The sequence below is a fragment of the Bradyrhizobium frederickii genome (genome assembly GCF_004570865.1).
Lineage (GTDB): Bacteria > Pseudomonadota > Alphaproteobacteria > Rhizobiales > Xanthobacteraceae > Bradyrhizobium > Bradyrhizobium frederickii.
In genome coordinates, this window is record NZ_SPQS01000003.1 from 92,880 (window position 1) to 113,283 (window position 20,404).

At 65.1% G+C, this 20,404-nt stretch carries 19 protein-coding genes and 1 pseudogene; 14 read left to right on the forward strand and 6 right to left on the reverse strand.

The annotated features are described in order from the left end of the window. Positions 1 to 76: 76 nt before the first annotated feature. From flhA to E4K64_RS05950, 6 genes are read left to right on the forward strand one after another with little or no spacing between them, the layout of a single operon-like run. Positions 77 to 2,158, forward strand: a complete 2,082-nt coding sequence (gene flhA / locus E4K64_RS05925; RefSeq protein ID WP_135162624.1) for a flagellar biosynthesis protein FlhA — start codon at positions 77 to 79, stop codon at positions 2,156 to 2,158. Beyond that, complete coding sequence (gene fliR / locus E4K64_RS05930) at positions 2,155 to 2,907, forward strand: flagellar biosynthesis protein FliR (protein WP_126255052.1); 753 nt, start codon at positions 2,155 to 2,157, stop codon at positions 2,905 to 2,907. The genes flhA and fliR overlap by 4 nt, the downstream gene beginning before the upstream one ends. A gap of 6 nt (positions 2,908 to 2,913) precedes the next feature. Continuing rightward, entirely contained in the window at positions 2,914 to 3,333 is a 420-nt protein-coding gene (locus E4K64_RS05935) for a hypothetical protein (protein WP_135162625.1), read from the forward strand. After that, positions 3,330 to 3,806: a rod-binding protein gene (locus tag E4K64_RS05940; RefSeq protein ID WP_167771831.1), complete on the forward strand. Its 477-nt coding sequence runs from the start codon at positions 3,330 to 3,332 to the stop codon at positions 3,804 to 3,806. Before E4K64_RS05935 ends, E4K64_RS05940 begins: the two co-directional genes overlap by 4 nt. 43 nt (positions 3,807 to 3,849) lie before the next feature. Then, the gene (locus tag E4K64_RS05945; protein WP_135162627.1) at positions 3,850 to 4,362 is read left to right on the forward strand and encodes a flagellar biosynthesis protein FlgN; all 513 of its coding nucleotides are present in this window, start codon (positions 3,850 to 3,852) and stop codon (positions 4,360 to 4,362) included. Beyond that, positions 4,359 to 4,817, forward strand: coding sequence for a hypothetical protein (locus tag E4K64_RS05950; protein WP_126255056.1), 459 nt, complete (start codon positions 4,359 to 4,361; stop codon positions 4,815 to 4,817). Before E4K64_RS05945 ends, E4K64_RS05950 begins: the two co-directional genes overlap by 4 nt. 401 nt (positions 4,818 to 5,218) lie before the next feature. Here E4K64_RS05950 and E4K64_RS05955 read toward each other — a convergent pair whose 3' ends face one another. Next, the gene (locus E4K64_RS05955) at positions 5,219 to 5,989 is read right to left on the reverse strand and encodes a winged helix-turn-helix transcriptional regulator (RefSeq protein WP_167771832.1); all 771 of its coding nucleotides are present in this window, start codon (positions 5,987 to 5,989) and stop codon (positions 5,219 to 5,221) included. 816 nt (positions 5,990 to 6,805) lie between these two features. On the opposite strand from E4K64_RS05955, the gene E4K64_RS05965 reads away from it, so the two are divergent. After that, positions 6,806 to 7,768 (forward strand): hypothetical protein, encoded by a 963-nt coding sequence (locus tag E4K64_RS05965; RefSeq protein WP_135162629.1) that lies wholly within the window; start codon positions 6,806 to 6,808, stop codon positions 7,766 to 7,768. Between the two features lie 10 nt (positions 7,769 to 7,778). On the opposite strand, the gene E4K64_RS05970 is transcribed toward E4K64_RS05965, so the two are convergent. The 3 genes and pseudogenes from E4K64_RS05970 to E4K64_RS05980 form a co-directional block, all read right to left on the reverse strand. Further along, a complete protein-coding gene (locus E4K64_RS05970; RefSeq protein WP_135162630.1) occupies positions 7,779 to 8,357 on the reverse strand; it encodes a MarR family winged helix-turn-helix transcriptional regulator in 579 nt (192 codons plus the stop codon). Positions 8,358 to 8,904: 547 nt separating this feature from the next. Next, positions 8,905 to 10,162 (reverse strand): annotated as a pseudogene (locus E4K64_RS05975) (serine hydrolase domain-containing protein). A 116-nt stretch (positions 10,163 to 10,278) separates the two neighbouring features. Continuing rightward, a complete protein-coding gene (locus E4K64_RS05980) occupies positions 10,279 to 11,127 on the reverse strand; it encodes an SDR family oxidoreductase (RefSeq protein ID WP_135162631.1) in 849 nt (282 codons plus the stop codon). Positions 11,128 to 11,270: 143 nt separating this feature from the next. Between E4K64_RS05980 and E4K64_RS05985 the strand changes: the two genes are divergently transcribed. Beyond that, a complete protein-coding gene (locus E4K64_RS05985) occupies positions 11,271 to 12,026 on the forward strand; it encodes an HAD family hydrolase (RefSeq protein ID WP_167771833.1) in 756 nt (251 codons plus the stop codon). A 24-nt stretch (positions 12,027 to 12,050) separates the two neighbouring features. Here E4K64_RS05985 and E4K64_RS05990 read toward each other — a convergent pair whose 3' ends face one another. Both E4K64_RS05990 and E4K64_RS05995 read right to left on the reverse strand, forming a co-directional pair. Then, entirely contained in the window at positions 12,051 to 12,458 is a 408-nt protein-coding gene (locus tag E4K64_RS05990) for a nuclear transport factor 2 family protein (RefSeq protein ID WP_135162632.1), read from the reverse strand. Between the two features lie 97 nt (positions 12,459 to 12,555). Continuing rightward, positions 12,556 to 14,040 (reverse strand): mannitol dehydrogenase family protein, encoded by a 1,485-nt coding sequence (locus E4K64_RS05995; RefSeq protein ID WP_135162633.1) that lies wholly within the window; start codon positions 14,038 to 14,040, stop codon positions 12,556 to 12,558. A 141-nt stretch (positions 14,041 to 14,181) separates the two neighbouring features. Here E4K64_RS05995 and E4K64_RS06000 point away from each other — a divergent pair, with 141 nt between their 5' ends. The 6 genes from E4K64_RS06000 (at position 14,182) to uxuA (ending at position 20,392) form a co-directional block, all read left to right on the forward strand. Continuing rightward, complete coding sequence (locus E4K64_RS06000; protein ID WP_135162634.1) at positions 14,182 to 14,994, forward strand: FadR/GntR family transcriptional regulator; 813 nt, start codon at positions 14,182 to 14,184, stop codon at positions 14,992 to 14,994. Between the two features lie 82 nt (positions 14,995 to 15,076). Next, entirely contained in the window at positions 15,077 to 16,042 is a 966-nt protein-coding gene (locus E4K64_RS06005; protein WP_430642480.1) for a sialic acid TRAP transporter substrate-binding protein SiaP, read from the forward strand. 110 nt (positions 16,043 to 16,152) lie between these two features. Then, entirely contained in the window at positions 16,153 to 16,731 is a 579-nt protein-coding gene (locus tag E4K64_RS06010) for a TRAP transporter small permease (protein ID WP_135162636.1), read from the forward strand. A gap of 4 nt (positions 16,732 to 16,735) precedes the next feature. Further along, positions 16,736 to 18,142 carry a TRAP transporter large permease gene (locus tag E4K64_RS06015; RefSeq protein WP_126255067.1) on the forward strand — a complete coding sequence of 469 codons (1,407 nt, stop codon included), beginning with the start codon at positions 16,736 to 16,738 and terminating at the stop codon, positions 18,140 to 18,142. After that, positions 18,139 to 19,188, forward strand: a complete 1,050-nt coding sequence (locus E4K64_RS06020) for an L-idonate 5-dehydrogenase (RefSeq protein WP_135162637.1) — start codon at positions 18,139 to 18,141, stop codon at positions 19,186 to 19,188. The genes E4K64_RS06015 and E4K64_RS06020 overlap by 4 nt, the downstream gene beginning before the upstream one ends. 13 nt (positions 19,189 to 19,201) lie before the next feature. Further along, positions 19,202 to 20,392, forward strand: a complete 1,191-nt coding sequence (gene uxuA / locus E4K64_RS06025; protein ID WP_135162638.1) for a mannonate dehydratase — start codon at positions 19,202 to 19,204, stop codon at positions 20,390 to 20,392. Positions 20,393 to 20,404: the final 12 nt, after the last annotated feature.

Here is a 20,404-nt window from a genome sequence, read left to right on the forward strand (position 1 = left end):
CCCGCCAGCCCCGGCCACCACCCTCGCGTAAGCTTTGCGCGGCAGATTGCGAACCGGACCCCTCTGCCGGTGACCCATGGCCGATACGTTAGCTGCTAGCCTGCCCAGCCCGCGCCGCCTCGGGGCCGACGCCTTCTTCGCGGCCGGCATCGTGACCATGCTCACGATTCTGTTCCTGCCGATTCCCCCGATCCTGATCGACCTCGGCCTTGCGTTCTCGATCGCGCTGTCGGCGCTGATCCTGATGGTCGCGCTGTGGATTCAGCGGCCGCTCGACTTCTCGGCCTTCCCGACCGTGCTGCTGATCGCGACGATCCTGCGCCTGGCGCTGAACATCGCGACGACGCGCCTGATCCTGTCGCGAGGCGGGGAGGGCGAGCACGCCGCCGGCTACGTCGTCGCCGGCTTCTCGAAGTTCGTCATGGGCGGCGACTTCGTCATCGGCCTGATCATCTTCGCCATCCTGGTCACCGTGAACTTCGTCGTGATCACCAAGGGCGCGACCCGTATCGCCGAAGTCGGCGCGCGCTTCACTCTGGACGCCATTCCCGGCAAGCAGATGGCGATCGACGCGGATTTGTCCGCCGGCCTGATCGACGACAAGGAAGCGCAGCGCCGCCGCCGCGAGCTCGAAGAGGAGAGCGCGTTCTTCGGCGCCATGGACGGTGCCTCGAAATTCGTCCGCGGCGACGCCATTGCCGGGCTCATCATCACCGCAATCAACATCTTCGGCGGCATCGTCATCGGCGTCACCCATCACGGGCTGACCCTGACGCGCGCCGCCGACGTCTATACCAAGCTCTCCGTTGGCGATGGTCTGGTGTCGCAGATGCCGGCGCTGATCGTGTCGCTGTCGGCGGGCCTGCTGGTCTCCAAGGGCGGCACCCGGGGATCGGCGGAGCAGGCGGTGCTGCGGCAGCTCGGCGGCTATCCGCGCGCGGTGTCGGCCGCCGCCCTGATGATGTTCGTGCTCGCCCTGATGCCGGGCCTGCCGATGGCGCCCTTCGTGCTGCTCGGCGGTGTCATGGCCTTCGTCGGCTATACGCTGCCGAGGCGGCAGGCCGCCCGGGAGCGCAAGGAGGCGGCCCTCAAGGCCGACGAGCGCGCCCAGGCCGAGGCCAAGGAATCCGTCAAGGAGCAGCTCAAGACCGCCGAGATCGAGCTGGCGCTCGGCGGCCACCTTTCGGTCCATCTGCTGGGCTCGCGCACCGAGCTCGCGCACCGCGTGGCCAAGATCCGCAAGAAGTTCGCCAAGCAGTACGGCTTCGTCATTCCCGAGATCAAGCTCACCGACAATCTCTCGATCGATCCCAAGGGCTACCAGATCCGGATCCACGACACCCGCGTCGCCCATGGCGAGCTCAGGCTCGGCGAGGTGCTCGTGCTGGTCGACAAGGACGGCAAGCCCGACGTGCCGGGCGAGGAGGTGATCGAGCCCGCTTTCGGCATGAAGGCGCTGTGGGTGACGGAAGCCTTCACCGACGAGGTCAAGCGGCAGGGCTGCAAGCCGGTCGACAATCTGTCGGTGCTGCTCACGCACTTGAGCGAAGTGATCAGGGCGAACCTCGCCCAGCTCTTGTCCTACAAGGATATGCGCGCGCTGCTGGACCGGCTCGATCCCGAGTATAAGCGGCTGGTCGAGGACCTCTGCCCGTCGCAGATCTCCTATTCGGGTCTGCTGGCGATCCTGAAGATCCTGCTGGCCGAGCGGGTCTCCATTCGCAACCTCCACCTCATCCTCGAGGCGATCGCCGAGATCGCGCCCCACGTGCGGCGCTCCGAGCAGGTTGCCGAGCACGTGCGGACGCGGCTTGCCCAGCAGATTTGCGGCGACCTCTCCGACGACGGCGTGCTCAACGTCGTCCGTCTCGGCAATCGCTGGGACCTCGCATTCCACCAGAGCCTGAAGCGCGACGCCAAGGGCGACGTCGTCGAGTTCGACGCCGATCCGCGCCTGATCGAGCAGTTCGCGACCGAAGCCAGCGCTGCGATCCGCAAGTTCACCGAGAGCGGCACCAGCGTGGTGCTGGCGGTGACCCCCGAAGCGCGTCCCTATGTCCGGATGATCCTGGAGCGGGTGTTCCCGACATTGCCGGTGCTGTCGCATGTCGAGGTCGCGCGCAGTGCCGAGATCAGGGCACTGGGAGCCATCTCGTGATCTCTGGCCTCGCCGACAGCGTGCTGGTGACGTTCATCGTGTTCTGTCGCATCGGCGCCTGCCTGATGCTGGTGCCCGGCTATTCCAGCGTCAACGTTCCGGCCCAGGTCCGCCTGTTCGTCGCGCTGGTCACGACCTTTGCGCTGGCGCCGATCCTGATCGCGGTGCTGAAACCCCTCACGGACAACGCGGCGCCCCTGACGCTGGCGCTCCTGATCTGCTCCGAGCTGCTGGTCGGCAGTGTCATCGGGCTCGGCGGGCGGGTGTTCTTCCTCGCGCTCCAGACCATGGCGACCGTCATGGCGAGCGCGATCGGCCTCAGCAACATCCCGGGCACGCCGGTCGGCGACACCGATCCGGCGCCGGCACTGGTGCCGCTGATCATGGCGGCCGTCACCACGCTGTTCTTCATGACCGACCAGCACTGGCAGGTGCTGCGCGGGTTGATGAACTCCTACGACGTCTGGCATCCCGGTGACAGGCTCGGCGGCAGCATGGCGCTCGACCAGCTCGTCGGTCGCCTGTCGGAGGCGTTCGTGCTGACGCTGCGGATCACCAGCCCCTTCATCGTCTATTCCGTGATCGTCAACCTGGCGGTCGGCCTGATCAACAAGCTGACGCCGGCGATTCCGGTCTATTTCATCTCCGTGCCCTTCGTGCTGTTCGGGGGCTTCCTGCTGCTCTACCTCACCAGCGACGAACTGCTGACGCAATTCATGCTCGGCGTCTCGTCGTGGCTTGCGGAGTGAGCGGTGATGACCTCGCGCGCGGACAAGCTCGGCCGGATGGTCTCGCTGGTGAAGCTCCAGCTCCGGCTGTCCGAATGGCAGCTTGCGCAGTTGCGGCAGCAGGAGCGCAGCCTGCAGGACGAACAGGAATGGCTGGTGGGAGCCTTGAACGACGGCAAGCCGCCGGCGGGCTCGTCGAGCGAATCGATCGCGCGGCGCTTGAACAGGACGAGCGTCGGTGCGCGCGCGGTGCAGGCGCAGGCCGCACAGCAGCTCGATCAGGTCCGCGCCGAGAACCGCCGCGTGAAGCAGCTCGAGGAGGTCGCGAAGGCGGCGCTGGCCGACAAGCTCCGCGACGCGGAGAAGCGGGCTCTCGACGAGATGACGGGACTAAGCCCCGCCGTGCGCGCGTGGACGCCACGGCCAGCCAACCGGAACAAGACATGATCGTGACAGCGACGCCAGACCTCGTTCTCGACGTCCTCGAGGCCGCCGATCCCGTGACGCAGCGCGCGGCGACCGCGAAGCTCGATGCGCTGAAATCTTCCGATGCCGACTTCGCCGCCACGATGGTTGCCGAGGCCGGCAAGGCGGCGGCTGGCGCCGGGCAACCCGCAGCAAAGGCGGCCGAGGTGCAGTCGGACGCGTTGAACGGCGAGCCGGTTCGGGTGATCAAGGCGCCGGCGTCAGGCGAGGTCTATCGGAAGTTCGAGGCTTTCATACTCCAGACTTTCGTCGAGACGATGTTGCCGAAGGAATCGGAGGAGGTCTTCGGCAAGGGCACGGCCGGCGGCGTCTGGAAGTCGATGCTGGCGGAGCAGCTTGGCAACCAGCTGGCAAAGGGCAAGGGCATCGGCATCGCCGAGCGGCTCGCCGCCGCGCATCCGCCGGCACCGAGCACGCCAGGCAAGGCCGGATAACGATCCGAAGAATAAGTGACACACGTTGAGGGGTGAATTTCCTATGCAGGCACAAGACGGCGCGGCGGCCATGGTGATCGAACAGCCGGTCGCGGATATCGAGGTGATCGCGACGGAGGCGGCGGCAGACGATGCGCTGCTGCCCGTGTTGCTGCCGGTCGTGAGCAGCGAGGCCGTGGTCGACGGCGCCAACGCGGCGAGGTCGGACGAGGTGCGCGGCCTGCTGTCTGCGATCCGCCGGCTCGAGAGCATCGTCGAAGAGGAAACGGCCGCGCTCACGGCGGGTCAAAAGATCGATTTCGACGACTTCAGCGCGCGCAAGAGCCGCAGCATGCTCGAATTCGTCCGCCTGATGCGGGCGCGGATGCATCTCGGCGGCGAAATCGAGGTCACCGAAGAGATTCAGCGGCTGCGCGAGAAACTCGAGCGCAATCGCGCGATCCTCGAAATGCACTACGACGCGGTGCGCGAGGTCGCCGGCATCATCGTCAAGGCGATCAAGGAGGCCGAGTGGGACGGCACCTATACCGGTCGCGCAGCGCAGGACGGAACATGATCAGACTGGTGCTGGCCGGGCTCTGGGTATGCATCCTCACCGCGGGCACGAGCTATGCGGTGGCCTATTGGAAGGAAAACGGCAGCCTGCTGCCGGCAAAGGACGAATATCTCGACGGGCTGCAATACCAGAAGACGCGGGCACTGAGCGTGCCCATGGTCGAGAACGGCAACGTGCAGGGCTATATCGTCGCGCGCTTCGTCTACACCGTGGAGGCGCGGACCATGCACCAGCTCAACGTTCCGCCGGAGCCGTTTGTCGTCGACGAGGCCTTCCGCAGGATCTATGCCGACGACCGTCTCGACTTCAGGAAGCTCGCCCGTTACGACCTCTCGATCCTGACGACGGCCATCAAGCAGCGCGTCAACGAGCGGATGCAGGCTGACATCGTCCAGGACGTCCTGGTCGAGGACTTCAACTACGTCTCCAAGGAAGAATTCCAGCAGAAGCCGTAGCGCGGCGACGGCTTGAAGTCGGATCGCGCCGGGCCGACACAGCGATATTCTCTCCAGTCCCGCCGCCCTTGTGGCAGCAATCGCATAGGGAATCGACTTCCGCTGTTGCCATCCTTCGAGACGCCCGCCGTTGGCGGGCCCTCAGGATGAGGATCGAGTGCGCGGCTGTCGTTTCAACATGCACCGACGCCGATTAGCCTCATCCTGAGGAGGCGCGTCAGCGCCGTCTCGAAGGACGAGGCGTGCGCTCAGGTCACCGCTTTGCAATCCCGGCCTTGTGGAGAAGGAAAGGCGCGCCGTCATCGCGGCTCGGCAGGGCTCATCCGATTGTCGCCGTCGCCAAACGTGCAACGGCCTCCGCGAAGGTGTTCGCGGAGGCCGTTGCTGGTTTGGAGGCCGCCTCAGTTGCCGGCCGGGTAGGCTGCCGCGACGGCGTGCGTCCTGTTCAGGAGGATGCTGACCTCGTCGAGCTCCTGCTCCGGCTCGTCCATCGTGTCGCCGGCGGGGATGTCGAGACGGTAGCCGACATAGCGCCGGGCCACGATCGCGTCGAAGCCGAGGCGGTCGCGGAGCTTCTTGCGCAGCTTGCTGACGTGACTCTCGATCACGCTTTCGTCGAAGGTGGACTCGAAGATGCCGTAGACCGCGTTGAAGATCTGCGTCTTGGTGATCCACTTGCCGTGGTTGCTGACCATATACTCGAGAATGCGCAGTTCGCGGCGGGGCAGGGTGAGGGCGTGGCCCGCGATCTCGGGGTCACGGCCGTTGAAGAAGACCTGGATCCTGGTCTCGCAGGGCCTGGGCAGCTCGCCCACCCGGCGGCGCGCGATCGCGGCCGTTCGGGCGAGGATCTCACGGAGGTGAACCGGCACATGCACGACATCGTCGACGCCCGATTCGAACAGCTCGAGCGTGTTCTTGAGCATCTTCTGGCCGCTCACGGCGATGATGGGAGCCGAGGAACGCTTGCGCATGGCCCGCGGCAGGCTTGCGCGGCCATCGCAATCCCCGAGGAGGAAGGCATCGACCGCCGCCAGATCCGATTCGCTCGCGGATTGAAGCCAGTCCCAGAATTCCCCGCAGGAGAAGCCGATCGAGGATACGCCCTCGCGAACGAGCCCTCCGACGTAGCTGTTCGCGACGCTCTCGCGATCATCAACGATAATATACATCAGTCTTTCGCCCCTGTTTCGCACTTGTTGCGGCCGGCTGGTTGTTGTGATGCCCCGGCTCGGCAACGTGCTGTTTGACGACATTCCTTCCCGCGAACCGTTGTTATGGTTTCGACATTCGCGGGCAGCCCTACGCCTTCAGTGCCTGCGTCTCGCAGGCCTGCTACTTCGACTCGATACTGAACGCTTACTGGGTGAGGCCCGGCGGGCGTCTTACGGATGCCTCGCGGAGCGGATTGAGAAACGACTTAGAACAGTTGCGCCAGGTTGCTCATTGCGTCCGAACGCCACTGACTGTGTCGATCTCCTCGCCAACTGGCGAGAATCACTTGACCAGGACCGTAACAATTGCCGATTCCCGATCAAGCGTGCGTAATAAAGCGATTGCTACGTGTGCTTGATGCTGTTGATTTGTGTCGGGTTGTTTCTTGATATATTCAATCGCATCAGTTGATTTGGAAATTGAACTAGTTTTGCACCGTGACGGTTCTAAAGTTCCGTATCCCTGTACAATTACAGCTATTTCGGGTGGTGCTGCGGCTCATGTAAACCGGGGGTTTTTCAACCCGGGATTGACTCGCATCCGCGCTTTTCCCCATGCGGCAATTCGACTCATATACGGCGGCGAGACTCAGCCTGGCGAAATCTTGGCGAAGGTGTGTCTTTCGAGTCGCACTCTCGCCACGTGCGTGACGAGATTGTTGCCTCGTGACGTCGTCGCGCGCGCGATGAAGATCTTCCGATGCGCACGTTTCAGGCAAGCTTCGACAAATAACGTCACCGTTCGACAGATCGAACCGAACGGAGCATTTTCACATGTTGTCCGATGGACAAGCTCGTCCCGACGCGACCGCTGATGTTTCCGCGACGGCGAAGCCGGCTCCCGAGCCGCGCGATGCAAAGGACAATACGACGCGAGCGACCAGGCCTGCTGCGGGCGCAAAGCGTGCGTCGGCCGCGGCGAGCGATGAAGCTCTCGCCAAGGAGGCGCTCGAGGGACTTAAACGTATTCGCGCCAAAGCGCGTCTCGACAAGATGGCGATACCCAAGCCTGCGCCGACCGTGATCAAGCCGGCCGTGATCGTGGCCAAGCCCCCGCCGCCCCGGCCGCCTTGGGTTGCGCCGCTCGCGACATTGGCAGTCGCAGCCATGCTTGTGGTGTGCGCCTGCACCGGTGTGATCGCCTATCTCGCCACGCAGCCCGCGCAGAACAACGTCGCGGCCAGTACGGAGATCCGGATCCTGCGCGAGACCGTCGCACAGCTGCGCAAGCAGGTGTCGGGCGTGTCGGAAAATCTCGACGGCCTCCGCACCGCAGTCGATCAATCGAGCAAGGCGACCAATGATCGGTTCGGCAGGTTCGCCGAGAACCTGGATCGCATCGAGCGGGTGAGCTCGTCCTCGACGGTTAAGCTCGACAAGCTCGCCCAAGGACAAGCTCAGGCGCAAGTCCAGGCGCCGGCACCGGCAATGGTGCAATCGCAGCCCTCGTCACAGCAAGGGCCGATGATGGCCTCGGTCGCAGCGCCCGAGTTCACGGGCTCGGTGTCTCCGTCCGAGCGCGTGTCGGCGCCGCGCAAGGTGATCAAGGGTTGGTCGGTCCGTCAGGCCTACGAAGGAATTGCCATCCTGCAGAGTCCGAACGGCGTCATCGAAGCAGTGCTGGGACAGCAGGTGCCCGGCCTTGGCCGCATCGAGGAGATCAGGAACGAGAATGGGCGCCTGGTGGTGGAGACCAGCGGGGGCGTCGTCTATTCGTCACGCAAGGCGACGCCCTGAAGGCCGCCTTCTATTGGCGGTGATGCTCGAAGCTGATGCACAGCAGATCGACCTCCGCCTCCGCGATCGGCGAGCGGAACAGGCGGCAGCTGAACTCGGCCGTCGCCTTGCTGTCCGTGGTGGTGCGCTCTTCCCGGAGGAAGATGCATCGCTTGCAGACGTCGGTGTGGTGCCGCTGCTCGGCCGTGTCCGACTGATCCAGCACGTGCCGGAGCGTGTCGCGGAAGCGGATCTTGACCTCGTCGTCGAGCCCGGCAATCGCCTCGACCAGAACGTTGACGGGATCGCGCACCAGGAATTTCTTGCCCTGCTGCGTCACGCTCAGCATCACCGAGCGCTTGTCAGTGGCCGAGCGTTTCCGCTCGAGATAACCGAGCCGCTCGAGCTCTCCGATGATGAAGGATGCGGTGCCGCGCGTGGTGCCGACATAACTTGCGAGCGCCGAAGGCGTCCGGGAGAAGCGGTTGGCGCGGGAGAGAAACCGCAGCGCCATCCACTCGCGGTCGCGCAAGCCGTGCTTGGTGCCTTCGAACCACAGGATGCGTGCGACCTGCTCCAACAGTTCAATCGATTCGCGAGCCAAATTCATTACAATTCCAGGTCGGATAAAGCTTTATTCAATTGAGCCTTTTGTAGCGCAATCGGAGTGGACGAGATGAAGTCCGCCTCGCCGTTCGTCCGTTGCCGGATGTGCACCGCGCGTGGGGAGGAAGCTCGCCTTGGAACTTCCGGCCGTGGAACTAGGACGTCACAAAGAAAGTTCGAGTAAATCGCACGGCTCAAGTCCTTTAAAAATTTCAATCAAATGATGGCGGCTCGCACGTGATCAGGCGGTCATTCGTGATATGCGAGCAACATGATGCGTCTTTGAGGCCATCGCAGTGCCATTTGTTGCAGCTGAGCACGTTGAATGCGCGAGCATGTGCATCGCCGGCGGTCCCCGGCCATGTGGTGAGCCGGGAAAGAACCGTCTTTTTCGGTTAATGGATGTTGCGGCGCAGCGCAGCTGGACGGCTAAGTCCGGCACGCGAGCCTCGCAGGCGCAGGCCTGATTCGGAAAGTACGGCGTGTTGAGCTGATGCTGAATTTCGAGGGCGGCCTTAATGGCCGCCCTTCTCCGTCAAATAGCGCAGGTCTCACTTCGTCATCGCGCCATAGACGATGTCCTGCACTTGCTCGCGGTAATATTTCCTGAGCTCGCCCGGCGCCGCCGTTCCGACCACGACGACGAGACGCTCCTTGGGATCGCAGAAGAACTGCGTTCCGTAGGCACCGTTCCAGGTGAACTCACCGGGGTTGCCGGGGACCGATGACAGCCCCTCGCTGGTCCGGACCGCGACCGAAAGGCCGAAGCCGAAGCCGGCGCGATGCGGCTCGACATTGGCCACGTTGTTCTTGATCTCGGGACCGAGATGGTTGGCCGTCATGTGATGCACGGTCTTCGGGGAAAGGATGCGCTGGCCGTCGAGTTCGCCGCCGTTGAGCAGCATCTGGCCGAAGCGGAGGTAGTCGCCGATCGTGGCGAACGCGCAGGCGCCGCCGCAATCGAACCTGGTCGGCGTGTCCAGGAGCTTGATGGCTTGCGGCTTGCCGGTCAGCGGATCCTTGGCGAAGGGGCGGGCGAGGCGAGGGCGCTGCGCGTCGGTCGGGTGGAAGGTCGCGTCCTTCATGCCGAGCGGCTGCCAGACATTGGCGGCGAGATAGTCGCCGAGCTTCTGCTCGCTTACTTTCTCGACGACCGCGCCGAGCACGTCGATCGAAAAGCCGTATTCGAACTCGGTCGAGGGCTGGTGCGCCAGCGGCAGTTTGGTGATGCGGTCGATGAAGGTCTGGGTGTCGCCTTCGATCGCCGGAGCGGTGCCGTCAGGGTATTGCCGCGCCACCGGGCTTGATGAGTCCGGCCGGCCGCCATACACGTGTGCCAGTAAAGATCGTGGATGAAGATCGGCGAGGCCTGAGGCTCGAGCTTGAGCGAACCGTTGGCCTCGGTCACCCCGACCTTCATGTCGGCAAAGCCGGATAGTAATTGGACAGCTTGGCCTGGAGCGGCAGCCGTCCCTGCTCCATCAGCGTCAGGCCCGCGACCGCCGCCATCGGCTTGGTCATCGAGGCCAGCGCGAAGATCGCATCGACCGGCATCGGCGTGTCCTTGTCCGGATCGAGCAGGCCATAGGCCTTGTAGTGCACCAGCTTGCCGTCCCGCGCCACGGCGACGACGGCGCCGGGCACGCGCTTGGCGGCGATCTCGCGCGCGAAGAAATTGTCGAGGCGTGCCAGGCCCTCTTTGGAAAAGCCGACGTCGTCGGGATTGACTTCGGGCAGTGGCGCGGCGCTGGCCGTGCCGAATGCGATGACGGCAGCCGCCGTCGCGATCATGGCGATCGTCTTGATCATTGCGTCCTCCCAGGCGAGCTCGTTATGCGGTGGCTCGCTGGAGGCCAAGATCACGTCCGCATCGGCGCGAAGTCAAGCACGGGCGGGGCATGGCTGGGCGCCAGGAATGCCGGACCCTATCGTCCTTCGCCCGCGCGCCACAGCGCATCGAGGCCATGCCGATAGGTCGGGTGGGCAAGCGCGACGCCGAGCTCGCGCTTCAATGTCGCGTTGGAGACACGGGCGCTGCTGGCATAGAAGCTGCGGGCCATCGGCGACATCTCTGCCGTCGCGAACGCCTCTTCCGGTGGTGGCGCAACGCCCATCAGCTTCGCGGCATAGGCGATCACGTCCTGCGGCGGCGCAGGCTCGTCGTCGCAGACGTTCCAGGTGCCGCCGCTTCCATGGCCAATGGCGGCCATGATCGTACTGGCGATGTCTTCCACATGGATGCGGTTGAAGACCTGGCCGGGCTTGATGATGCGCCGCGCCGTTCCCGCGCGCAGCGTTGCCAGCGCATTGCGGCCGGGACCATAGATGCCGGCAAGCCGCAGGATCGCGGCATTGCCGTGCGCAACGTCCATCCAGGCCTGCTCGGCGGCAACGCGCAGGCGCGCGCGGTCGAGCGTGGCCTGTGGTGGGGTGCTCTCGTCGACCCAGCCGCCGCCATGATCGCCATAGACGCCGATGGTGGAGAGATAGACGATCTTGCGCCCACCCGCCGCCAGCACGTCGCCGAACGCTGCAATGGCGGGATCGCCGCTGCTGCCGGGCGGGATCGACACCAGAAGCACGTCGGCGTCGCGCACCTGCTCGACCGTCTCGCGCGTCGGAGGGCTGCCGCAGAAGGCGTGGACCTCGATGCCGGCGAGGTCGTTCGGCTGCGTCGGATCGCGCACGGTGCCGGCGAGATGCGAGAAGCCGCCGCCGTGTTTGCGGACGAAATGCAAGGCGCTGTAGCCGAGGCCGAGAATGAAGAGCCGCATGCGTCTCCCGCGAAAGGTCAAAGTTCCCGCGCGAGCTGCGCGTCCTTCGCTCATAAGAGATTTTTGGGTCCGGCAAAAGATATTGCGATTTGTCTCGCCTCCTGGCTCGGGCGATGTTCGCCTGTCACAGGGAGGTCTCGATCATGCAGGCAGAAGCGCTCGCCTTGGGGCCGGCGAATGCCACCGAGCTGATCCGGCGCGCGGCCGGGCTGATCTTCGACGTCGACGGCACCCTGGCCGAGACCGAGGAGCTGCATCGGCGGGCCTTCAACCATGCCTTCGCCCGTTACGGTCTCGACTGGCAGTGGGACCGCGCCGTCTACAAGGAGCTGCTGCGGGTGACCGGCGGCAAGGAGCGGATGCGCGCCTACCACGCCCGGCTGGCGATCGCTCCGCCGCTGTCGGATGCGGACATCGCCGCGCTCCACCGCATCAAGACCGCGCATTATACCGAGCTGGTCGAGACCGGCTGCTGTCGCTTAAGGCCTGGCGTGATTGAGTTGCTCGCCGCGGCGAAGGCACGCGGCCAGCGGCTCGCGATCGCGACCACGACCTCGCACGGCAACATCGATGCGCTGTTGTCGCAGGCGCTGGGGGCGAGCTGGGCTGCGGAGTTCGATGCCATCGTCGCCGGCGACGACGTCAGGCACAAGAAACCCGCGCCGGACGTCTATCTCGAAACGCTGGCACGGCTGAAACTTGGTGCGGCCGACTGCCTCGCCATCGAGGATTCCGCCAACGGCCTGATCGCGGCCTCACGCGCCGGCATTCCGGTCGTGATCACCCGCAGCATGTTCTTCCGCGACGAGGATTTCAGCGCGGCACGGTTCGTGCTGGATGATCTGTCGGAACTCGACGTCGCCAAACAAGAAACCGAAAAACAACCCCATGCACAGTAGAACACGCCCGCTTGTTCGCCGCTTTCAGTGGACGCGGTGGCTCGTCCTATCGTCCTCAGCCTGCTCGACAATCTGGGCGATCGGGCTCGACTGGTGATGCACCAGGCGCCACTCGTCACCGACGCGGCGGAAATGGTTCGCGGCGGCCAAGGCGGTGCCGTCCACGATCTCGATGCAGAGCACGCGGGCGCTGTCGCCGTCGACGATCGCCTGCGGCTCGGCGCAGACGATCTGCGGCCGCTCGGGGTTTTGCAGGATGTCGCGCCAGCTTCCCATCACCGTGGCGCGGCCGACGATCGCAGGCCAGCCGGGATGGATGCAGGAAATGCCGTCGTCATCCGCCCACATCTGTTCCATGCTTGCGAAGTCGCCTGCTGAAAACGCGGCGTAGAAGGCCGCGTTGGCGGCGATGATCTTGCTGTCTTTTGCCATCGCTCCCGGGTGGGGCAAGGAGGGGCAAAAATCAAGCGCGACTTCCGTTCGACTTCGGTTCAATTTTGGACCGCAGTGCAGCATTGCCCGCTTGTGGTCAGGCCGAGACGAGCGACTCCACCGCCCGCCGCGCGCCATCCTGGTAGAGGCGGCCGAGGGCCGCGGTGACCGCCTCACGCAGGCGCGGCTCCGAACCGAGTGGTCCGAACACCTTCTCGACCCCGAGCAGCGCAGGCGCGAGCCGCTCCGCGACGGGCCCCGCCTCGCGGGTCAGCTTTGCGAACTCGGCGGCAAGCGGATCGCGCACGTCGATGGCGCGGCCCTGTTCGTCTGTTGCGCCGACGTAGCGCATCCAGCCGGCCACCGCGAGCGCATGCGTTGCAATCGGAAGGTTCCTGGCGAGGCGGTCCTGAATCGCGCCGAGCAGGCGCTGCGGCAGCTTCTGCGAGCCATCCATCGCGATCTGCCAGGTGCGGTGATGCAGCGCCGGATTGGAAAAGCGCTTCAGCAGCGAGGCGCGATAGGCGGCGAGATCCGTGCCAGACGGCATCGTCAACGTCACCGCGGCCTGCTCCATCACCCGCGCGGCGAGGCGCGCGAAATGCGGATCCTGCATGGTGTCGGCGATGGTCTCATAGCCCGCGAGATAGCCGAGATAGGCCAGCGCCGAATGGCTAGCGTTGAGCAGCCGCAGCTTCATCAGCTCGAACGGCTTGACGTCGCTGACGAGCTCGACGCCGGCAGCGGCAAGATCGGGCCGGCCCGCCGTGAAGCGGTCCTCGACCACCCATTGCGTGAAAGGCTCGGTCATCACGGGCCAGGCGTCGCGCAGGCCCAGCGCGGATGACACGGCGTCCCGGTCGGCATCCGTGGTTTCAGGAACGATACGGTCGACCATGGTCGAGGGGAAAGCGGCATTGTCCGCGATCCACTTGCCGAGATCCTTGGAGCGCAGCGCGGCGAACTGCGTCACGATCCGCTGCGCGGTGTGGCCATTGGCGGCGAGATTGTCGCAGCACATCACGGTGAAGGGCTTGGCTCCGAGCGCGCGCCGCCGCGCCAGCGCCGCGACGATGAAGCCGGGCGCCGATCGCGGTGCGTCGAAATTGTTCAAGTCATGCACGACGTCAGGGTGCCGCTCGTCGAGATCGCCGGTCTGCGGGGTGTGGCAATAGCCCTTCTCGGTGACGGTGAGTGAGACGATGCGGGTGGCTGGATCGGCCATCCGCTCGACCAGGGCCGCCGGCTTCTCGCGTGCGACCACACTGCCGAGCAGCGCGCCGATGACGCGATGCTCGGTGCCTTCGGCGGCGCGTACGGCAAGCGTGTAGAGATGATCCTGCGGGGCGAGGGCGTCGCGCGTGTCCGGGCTGCGCAGGCTCGCGCCGACAATGCCCCATGATGTGGCGCCTGTGGCAAGGCAATCGTCGATGACGACGGCCTGATGCGCGCGATGAAATGCGCCGAGACCAAGGTGCACGATGCCGGGCGTGACGCGCGAGAGGTCGTAGGCCGGGCGGCGGACGGCCGGCGGCAACCGGTCGAGATTGGCCCTGCCAAGACGCGCGGAACCTGGGCGCATGGACGTCTCCCCTTTGCTTTGCCGCTGCTTGACATGGCACCCGTATCAGGTCAATGCTTCGGTCAATTGGTAAGACCAATTTTCCAAAATTGGCAGGCCGCGGGCGGGAAAGCCCCGCGCGGCCCTTTCGGGAGGACCAGCGTGCCGCTGGAAGCTGTGGAGGCGAGACGGCTCTATCGCCAGGTCGCCGATCAATTGCGAAGCCTGATCGACAGCGGCGAGTACGCGGTCGGCAGCCGCTTGCCGACCGAGCGCGACCTCGCCGAGCAGCTCAAGGTGTCCCGGCCGACGGTGCGCGAAGCCCTGATCGCGCTCGAGGTCGAGGGGCGGCTGCGCATTCGCGTCGGCTCCGGCATCTATGTGATCGAGCCCGCCGCAATCGCCGCGCCGGCAGCCGCGTCCGTCATCGAGGGGCCGTTCGAGCTGCTGCGCGCCCGTGAATTCCTGGAAAGCGCCATCGCCGAACAGGCCGCACGCGTGGCGACAAAGGACGATATCGCCCGCATCGACGCCTCGCTCCTCGCGATGGAGAAGGTCGAGCATCCCGGCGAAGCCTCGATGGTTCACGACCGCGCGTTCCATGTCGCGATCGCCGGAAGCCTCGGCAATGCCGTATTGGTGCGCGTGGTCGGCGAGCTGTTCGACCAGCGCCTCAATCCCTATTTCGCGCAGCTTGCGCATTATTTCGAGAACCCGGGCACCTGGCGCACCGCGCTCGACGAGCATCGCGCCGTGCGCGAGGCGATCGCGGCGCATGATCCGCAAGCCGCGCGCGAGGCGATGCGTACCCATCTGGCGAGGTCGCAGGAGCGCTTCGCGCAGAACTTCGGTGCGGAGAACGCAGCCGGGCCGTCGCCGGGAGGGAGCCGGACCGCGCGTCCCGCGGCGAAGTCGCCAAAACCAAAACCTGCGCCGAAGAAGCGCGCCACGGGCCGCAGCGCGCGGCGGCGATGAGATTGTGCGGCCCGCATCCGTGCCGGGGCGGGCGAACAAGAAGCAGACTTAAACGATGGAGGAAAAGTCGATGTTGAAGAAGATGACGATTGCAGCAGTGATCTCCGCCGCTACGCTGCTGGCTGCGACCAGTGCCAGCATGGCGCAGACCAAGCTCAAATGGGCCCATGTCTACGAGACCTCGGAGCCGTTCCACACCGCCTCGGTCTGGGCCGCGCAGGAGATCAACAAGCGCACCAACGGGCGCTACCAGATCGACGTCTATCCGGCCTCCCAGCTCGGCAAGGAGGCCGACATCAACCAGGGCCTCTCGCTCGGCTCGGTCGACATCATCATCTCCGGCTCGAGCTTCGCGGCCAAGAGCTTCGCGCCGATCGGCGTGACCTATTATCCCTACACGTTCCGCGATGCCGATCATCTGCTCGCCTATACCAAGAGCGACATCTTCAAGGAGCTCGCCAAGGGCTACGAGGACAAGAGCGGCCACCACATCGTCGCGGTGACCTATTACGGCGTGCGGCAGACCTCGTCGAACAAGCCGATCAAGACCTGCGCCGACATGAAGGGCCTGAAGATACGCGTGCCCGACGTGCCCGCCTATCTCGCGATGCCGCGAGCCTGTGGCGCCAACACCGCGCCGATCGCGTTCGCCGAAGTCTATCTCGCGCTCCAGAACGGCACCGTCGAGGCGCAGGAGAATCCCCTGACCACGATCGAGGCCAAGAAGTTCTACGAGGTGCAGAAGCACATCGTGCTGACCGGCCACATCGTCGATCACCTCAACACCGTGATCGCCGGCGCCCTGTGGAAGAAGCTCAGCGACGAAGACAAGAAGATCTTCACCGACGTGGCGCAGGAAGCCGCCGCCAAGGCCACCGGCGAGATCAAGCAGAACGAGACCAAGCTGGTCGCCTTCTTCAAGGAGAAGGGCCTGAGCGTGACCGAGGTCGACAAGAACGAGTTCCGCGACACCGTGCTGAAGAACGTCGCGTTCGAGACCTTCGGCTACCGTAAGGCCGACTGGGAAAAGATCCAGGCGGTGAAGTGACGACGTAGTCGTCATCCCGGGGCGGTCCGCAGGACCGAACCCGGGATCTCGAGGTTCCGGGTTCGACGCTGAAGCGTCGCCCCGGAACGACGATTGGAGAGAGGTATCCCATGTCGACCGCCGAAATACACCGGCAGATCACCGCGGAGGAGATCGCCCATACCTTCGAGGAGGAGGCGACGCCGAAGGTCGATCTCGGCATCTACGCGTTCGAGGATTGGGTGACGCTTGCGATCTTCTGGGTGATGGCGCTCGCCGTCTTCCTCCAGTTCTTCACCCGCTACGTGCTCAACGACAGCTACGCCTGGACCGAGGAGATCGCGACCTATTGCCTGATCGGCGTGGTCTTCATCGGCGCCTCGATGTGCGTGCGGCTGTCCCGGCACATCCAGGTCGACCTCCTCTACCGCTACCTGCCGCAGCCCGTGGGGCGCGCGCTGTCGACAATGATCGACCTGATCCGGATCGCCTTCTTCGGCTACGCCATCAAGCTGGTCTGGGTCTACATCCAGATCATCGGCGACGAGCAGATGACCACGATCAATTTCCCCAAGAACTACGTCTATTACTTCGTGCTGCTCGGTTTCGTGCTGATGTTCCTGCGTTCCGTGCAGGCGGCGCTGCAACATTGGCGGCAGGGTTACTCGGTCCTCGAACGCCCCGGTGCCTACGACGGGTCGGAGATATAACATCATGCTGCTGTTGCTCGGAGGCTTTCTCGTTCTGATGCTGCTCGGCGTTCCCGTGGCGATCGCCATGGCCGCCTCGTCGCTGCTCTACATCCTGGTCAGCGGCGTGACGCCCGACGTCACGCTGGCGCAGCGCATGATCGCCGGCGTCGAGAGCTTTCCGCTGCTCGCCGTGCCGTTCTTCATCCTGGCGGGCAACCTCATGAACATCGCCGGCGTCACCGGGCGCATCTACAAATTCGCCGTCGCGCTGGTGGGGTGGATGCGCGGCGGCCTCGGCCACGTCAACATCATCGGCTCGGTGATCTTCTCCGGCATGTCCGGCACCGCGATCGCGGACGCCGCCGGTCTCGGCACCATCGAGATCAAGGCGATGAAGGACCATGGCTACTCGACCGAGTTCTCGGTCGGCGTCACCGCGGCCTCGGCGACGCTCGGGCCCATCATCCCGCCGTCGCTGCCGTTCGTGATCTACGGCATGATGGCGAACGTCTCGATCGGCGCGCTGTTTCTCGGCGGCGTCATTCCGGGGGTCGTGCTGACCTTGTTCATGATGATCACGGTCACCTATTTCGCGCACAAGAACAAATGGGGCAGCGACACGCCGTTCTCCTGGCCGCAGATCGGCTCGGCGGGCCTCGAGATCGTCATCGTGCTCTCGTTCCCGCTCGCGATCTGGCTGATGGTGATGGCCGGCCTCTCGATCAACGTGGCGGTCGTCATCGGCCTCGGCACGCTGCTGGCGATCGACTGGTACTTCGACTTCTCGGCGGTGATGGCGCTGATGGCGCCGGTGATCCTGATCGGCGGCATGACGCTCGGCTGGTTCACCCCGACGGAAGCTGCCGTTGCCGCCGTGATCTGGTCGCTGTTCCTCGGCCTGGTCCGCTACCGCACCATGACGCTGCAAACGGTGGCGAAGGCGACATTCGACACGATCGAGACCACGGCCTCGGTGCTGTTCATCGTCACCGCCGCCTCGATCTTCGCCTGGCTGCTGACGGTGTCGCAGGCCGCGCAGACGCTCTCGGACTGGATGCTCAGCGTCACCCACAACAAATGGGTGTTCCTGGCGCTCGCCAACGTGCTGATCCTGTTCGTAGGCTGCTTCATCGACACCACGGCGGCGATCACCATTCTGGTGCCGATCCTGCTGCCGATCGTGCTCAAGCTCGGCATCGATCCCATTCATTTCGGCCTGATCATGACGCTGAACCTGATGATCGGCCTGTTGCACCCGCCGCTCGGCATGGTGCTGTTCGTGCTCGCGCGCGTGGCCAAGCTCTCGGTCGAACGCACGACGGTGGCGATCCTGCCCTGGCTGGTGCCGCTGATGCTGGCGCTGATCGCGATCACCTACATTCCTGAACTGACCCTCTGGCTGCCAAAATACATGGGGCTCTCCAAATGACCTCGACCGCTCTCGCCGCAACCCTGTTCGGCCCCGAAGATCTGCGCATGATCGAGCATCCGCTCGACAGGCTCGCTGACGGCATGGTGCGCATCCGCTTTGGCGCCGGCGGCATCTGCGGCTCGGACATGCACTATTTCCGCCATGCCCGGACCGGCGATTTCGTGGTGAAGTCGCCGCTGGTGCTCGGCCACGAGATCTCGGGCGAGGTCGTGGAGATCGCAGGCGCGGCAGCCAATCTGAAGGTCGGTGACCGCGTCGCCGTCAACCCGTCGCGCTGGTGCGGCCATTGCGTCGCCTGCCGCGAGGGCCGGCCGAATCTGTGCGAGAACATCTACTTCATGGGCTCGGCCTCGAAGACGCCGCACATGCAGGGCGGTTTTGCCAATTATTTCGACGCGATCCCCGCGCAGTGCGTGAAGATCCCGGATCACGTGTCATACCAGGCCGCCGCGCTCGCCGAACCGCTGGCGGTCTGCCTGCACGCGGTCGCGCGCGCCGGCAATATCGAGGGCAAGCGCGGCATCATCTTCGGTGCCGGCCCGATCGGGCTTCTGACCATGCTTGCCGCGCGCCGCGCCGGCATGGCCGACATCACGGTGGCCGACATCGCACCGGCGCCGCTGGCGTTTGCAACCCGGCTTGGCGCTTCGCATGTCGAGAACGTCTCCGGTGGCGAGGAAGGGCTCAAGGCGCAGGCGGCCTCGCGCCCATACGACGTCGCGTTCGAGGTGTCGGGCACGGCGGCAGGCCTTGCCAGCGCCATCGGCATCGTCAGGCGCGGCGGCATCGTGGTGCAGATCGGCAATCTGCCGGGCGGCCAGATCCCGACGCCGTCGAATGCGGTAATGGCCAAGGAGATCGACCTGCGCGGCTCGTTCCGCTTCGGCTTCGAGTTCATGACCGCGGTGGAGCTGATTTCGGCCGGCAGCGTCGACGTGCTGTCGCTGGTCACGGCCGAGCGGCCGCTGTCGACCGCGCCCGATGCGCTGCGGCTGGCGCTCGACCGCTCGCAGAGCGTCAAGGTGGTGCTGACCGCGAACTGATTGGGAGAGACCCATGATGCTGGAGGGATGGCGCTGGTACGGGCCCGATGATCCCGTGTCGCTGGACGACGTCAGGCAGGCCGGGGCGACCGACATCGTCTCGGCGCTGCATCAGGTCCCGATCGGAGAGGCCTGGACGCGCAAGGCGGTCGAAGAGCGCAAGAATTTTATCGAGAACGGTCAACCGGGGCGATCGCAGCTGACCTGGTCGGTGGTGGAATCGATTCCGATCCCCGACGACGTCAAGCGCCTGGGGGCCAAGGCGACCAGGTCGATCGAGGCCTGGATCGCGAGCCTTGAAGCCGTCGCGGCGGCCGGCATCAAGATCATCTGTTACAATTTCATGCCTGTCGTGGACTGGTGCCGCACCGACCTCGAATGGGAGCTGCCGAACGGCGCCCGCGCCATGCGCTTCGACCAGGACCGTTTCGCCGCCTTCGAGCTGCATATCCTCAAGCGTCCCGCGGCCGTGCAGGAGTACTCGCCCGAGCAGCAGGCGCGCGCAAAGGCGCTGTTCGAGCAGATGAGCCAGGCCGATATCGACTATCTCGTGATGGTCATTGCCAGTGCGCTGCCGGGCTCGACCACCGAGCCGATGACCATCCCGCAATTCCGCGACCGGCTGGAGACGTATCGCGATATCACGCCAAAGATCCTGCGGCAGCATCTCGCCGAGTTCCTGGCGCGCGTGACGCCGGTGGCCGAGCAGCTCGGGGTGTCGCTGACCCTGCATCCGGACGATCCGCCGCGGCCGCTGTTCGGCTTGCCGCGCATTGCCTCCTCAGCCGACGACTATCAGGCGCTGTTCGACGCGGTGCCGTCCAAGGCCAACGGCATCTGCCTGTGCACGGGCTCGCTCGGCGTGCGTGCGGAAAACAATCTGCCTGAAATGGCCGAGCGCTTCGGCCCCCGCATCGCCTTTGCCCATCTGCGCGCCACCAGGCGCGAGGCCGACGGGCTGTCGTTCTACGAGTCCGATCATCTCGACGGCGACGTCGACATGATCGCGGTGCTGAAGGCGCTCTTGAAGGAGAACGCGCGGCGGTCGCCGGACAAGAGGATCGTCTTCCGTCCCGATCACGGCCACCGCATGCTCGACGACCTCGCCGCCACCAAGCGCACCAACCCCGGCTACACCGCCATCGGCCGCCTCCGCGGCCTCGCCGAGCTCCGCGGCGCGATTCGTGCGATCGAGCATCGGTAGAGGCTTTTCGCC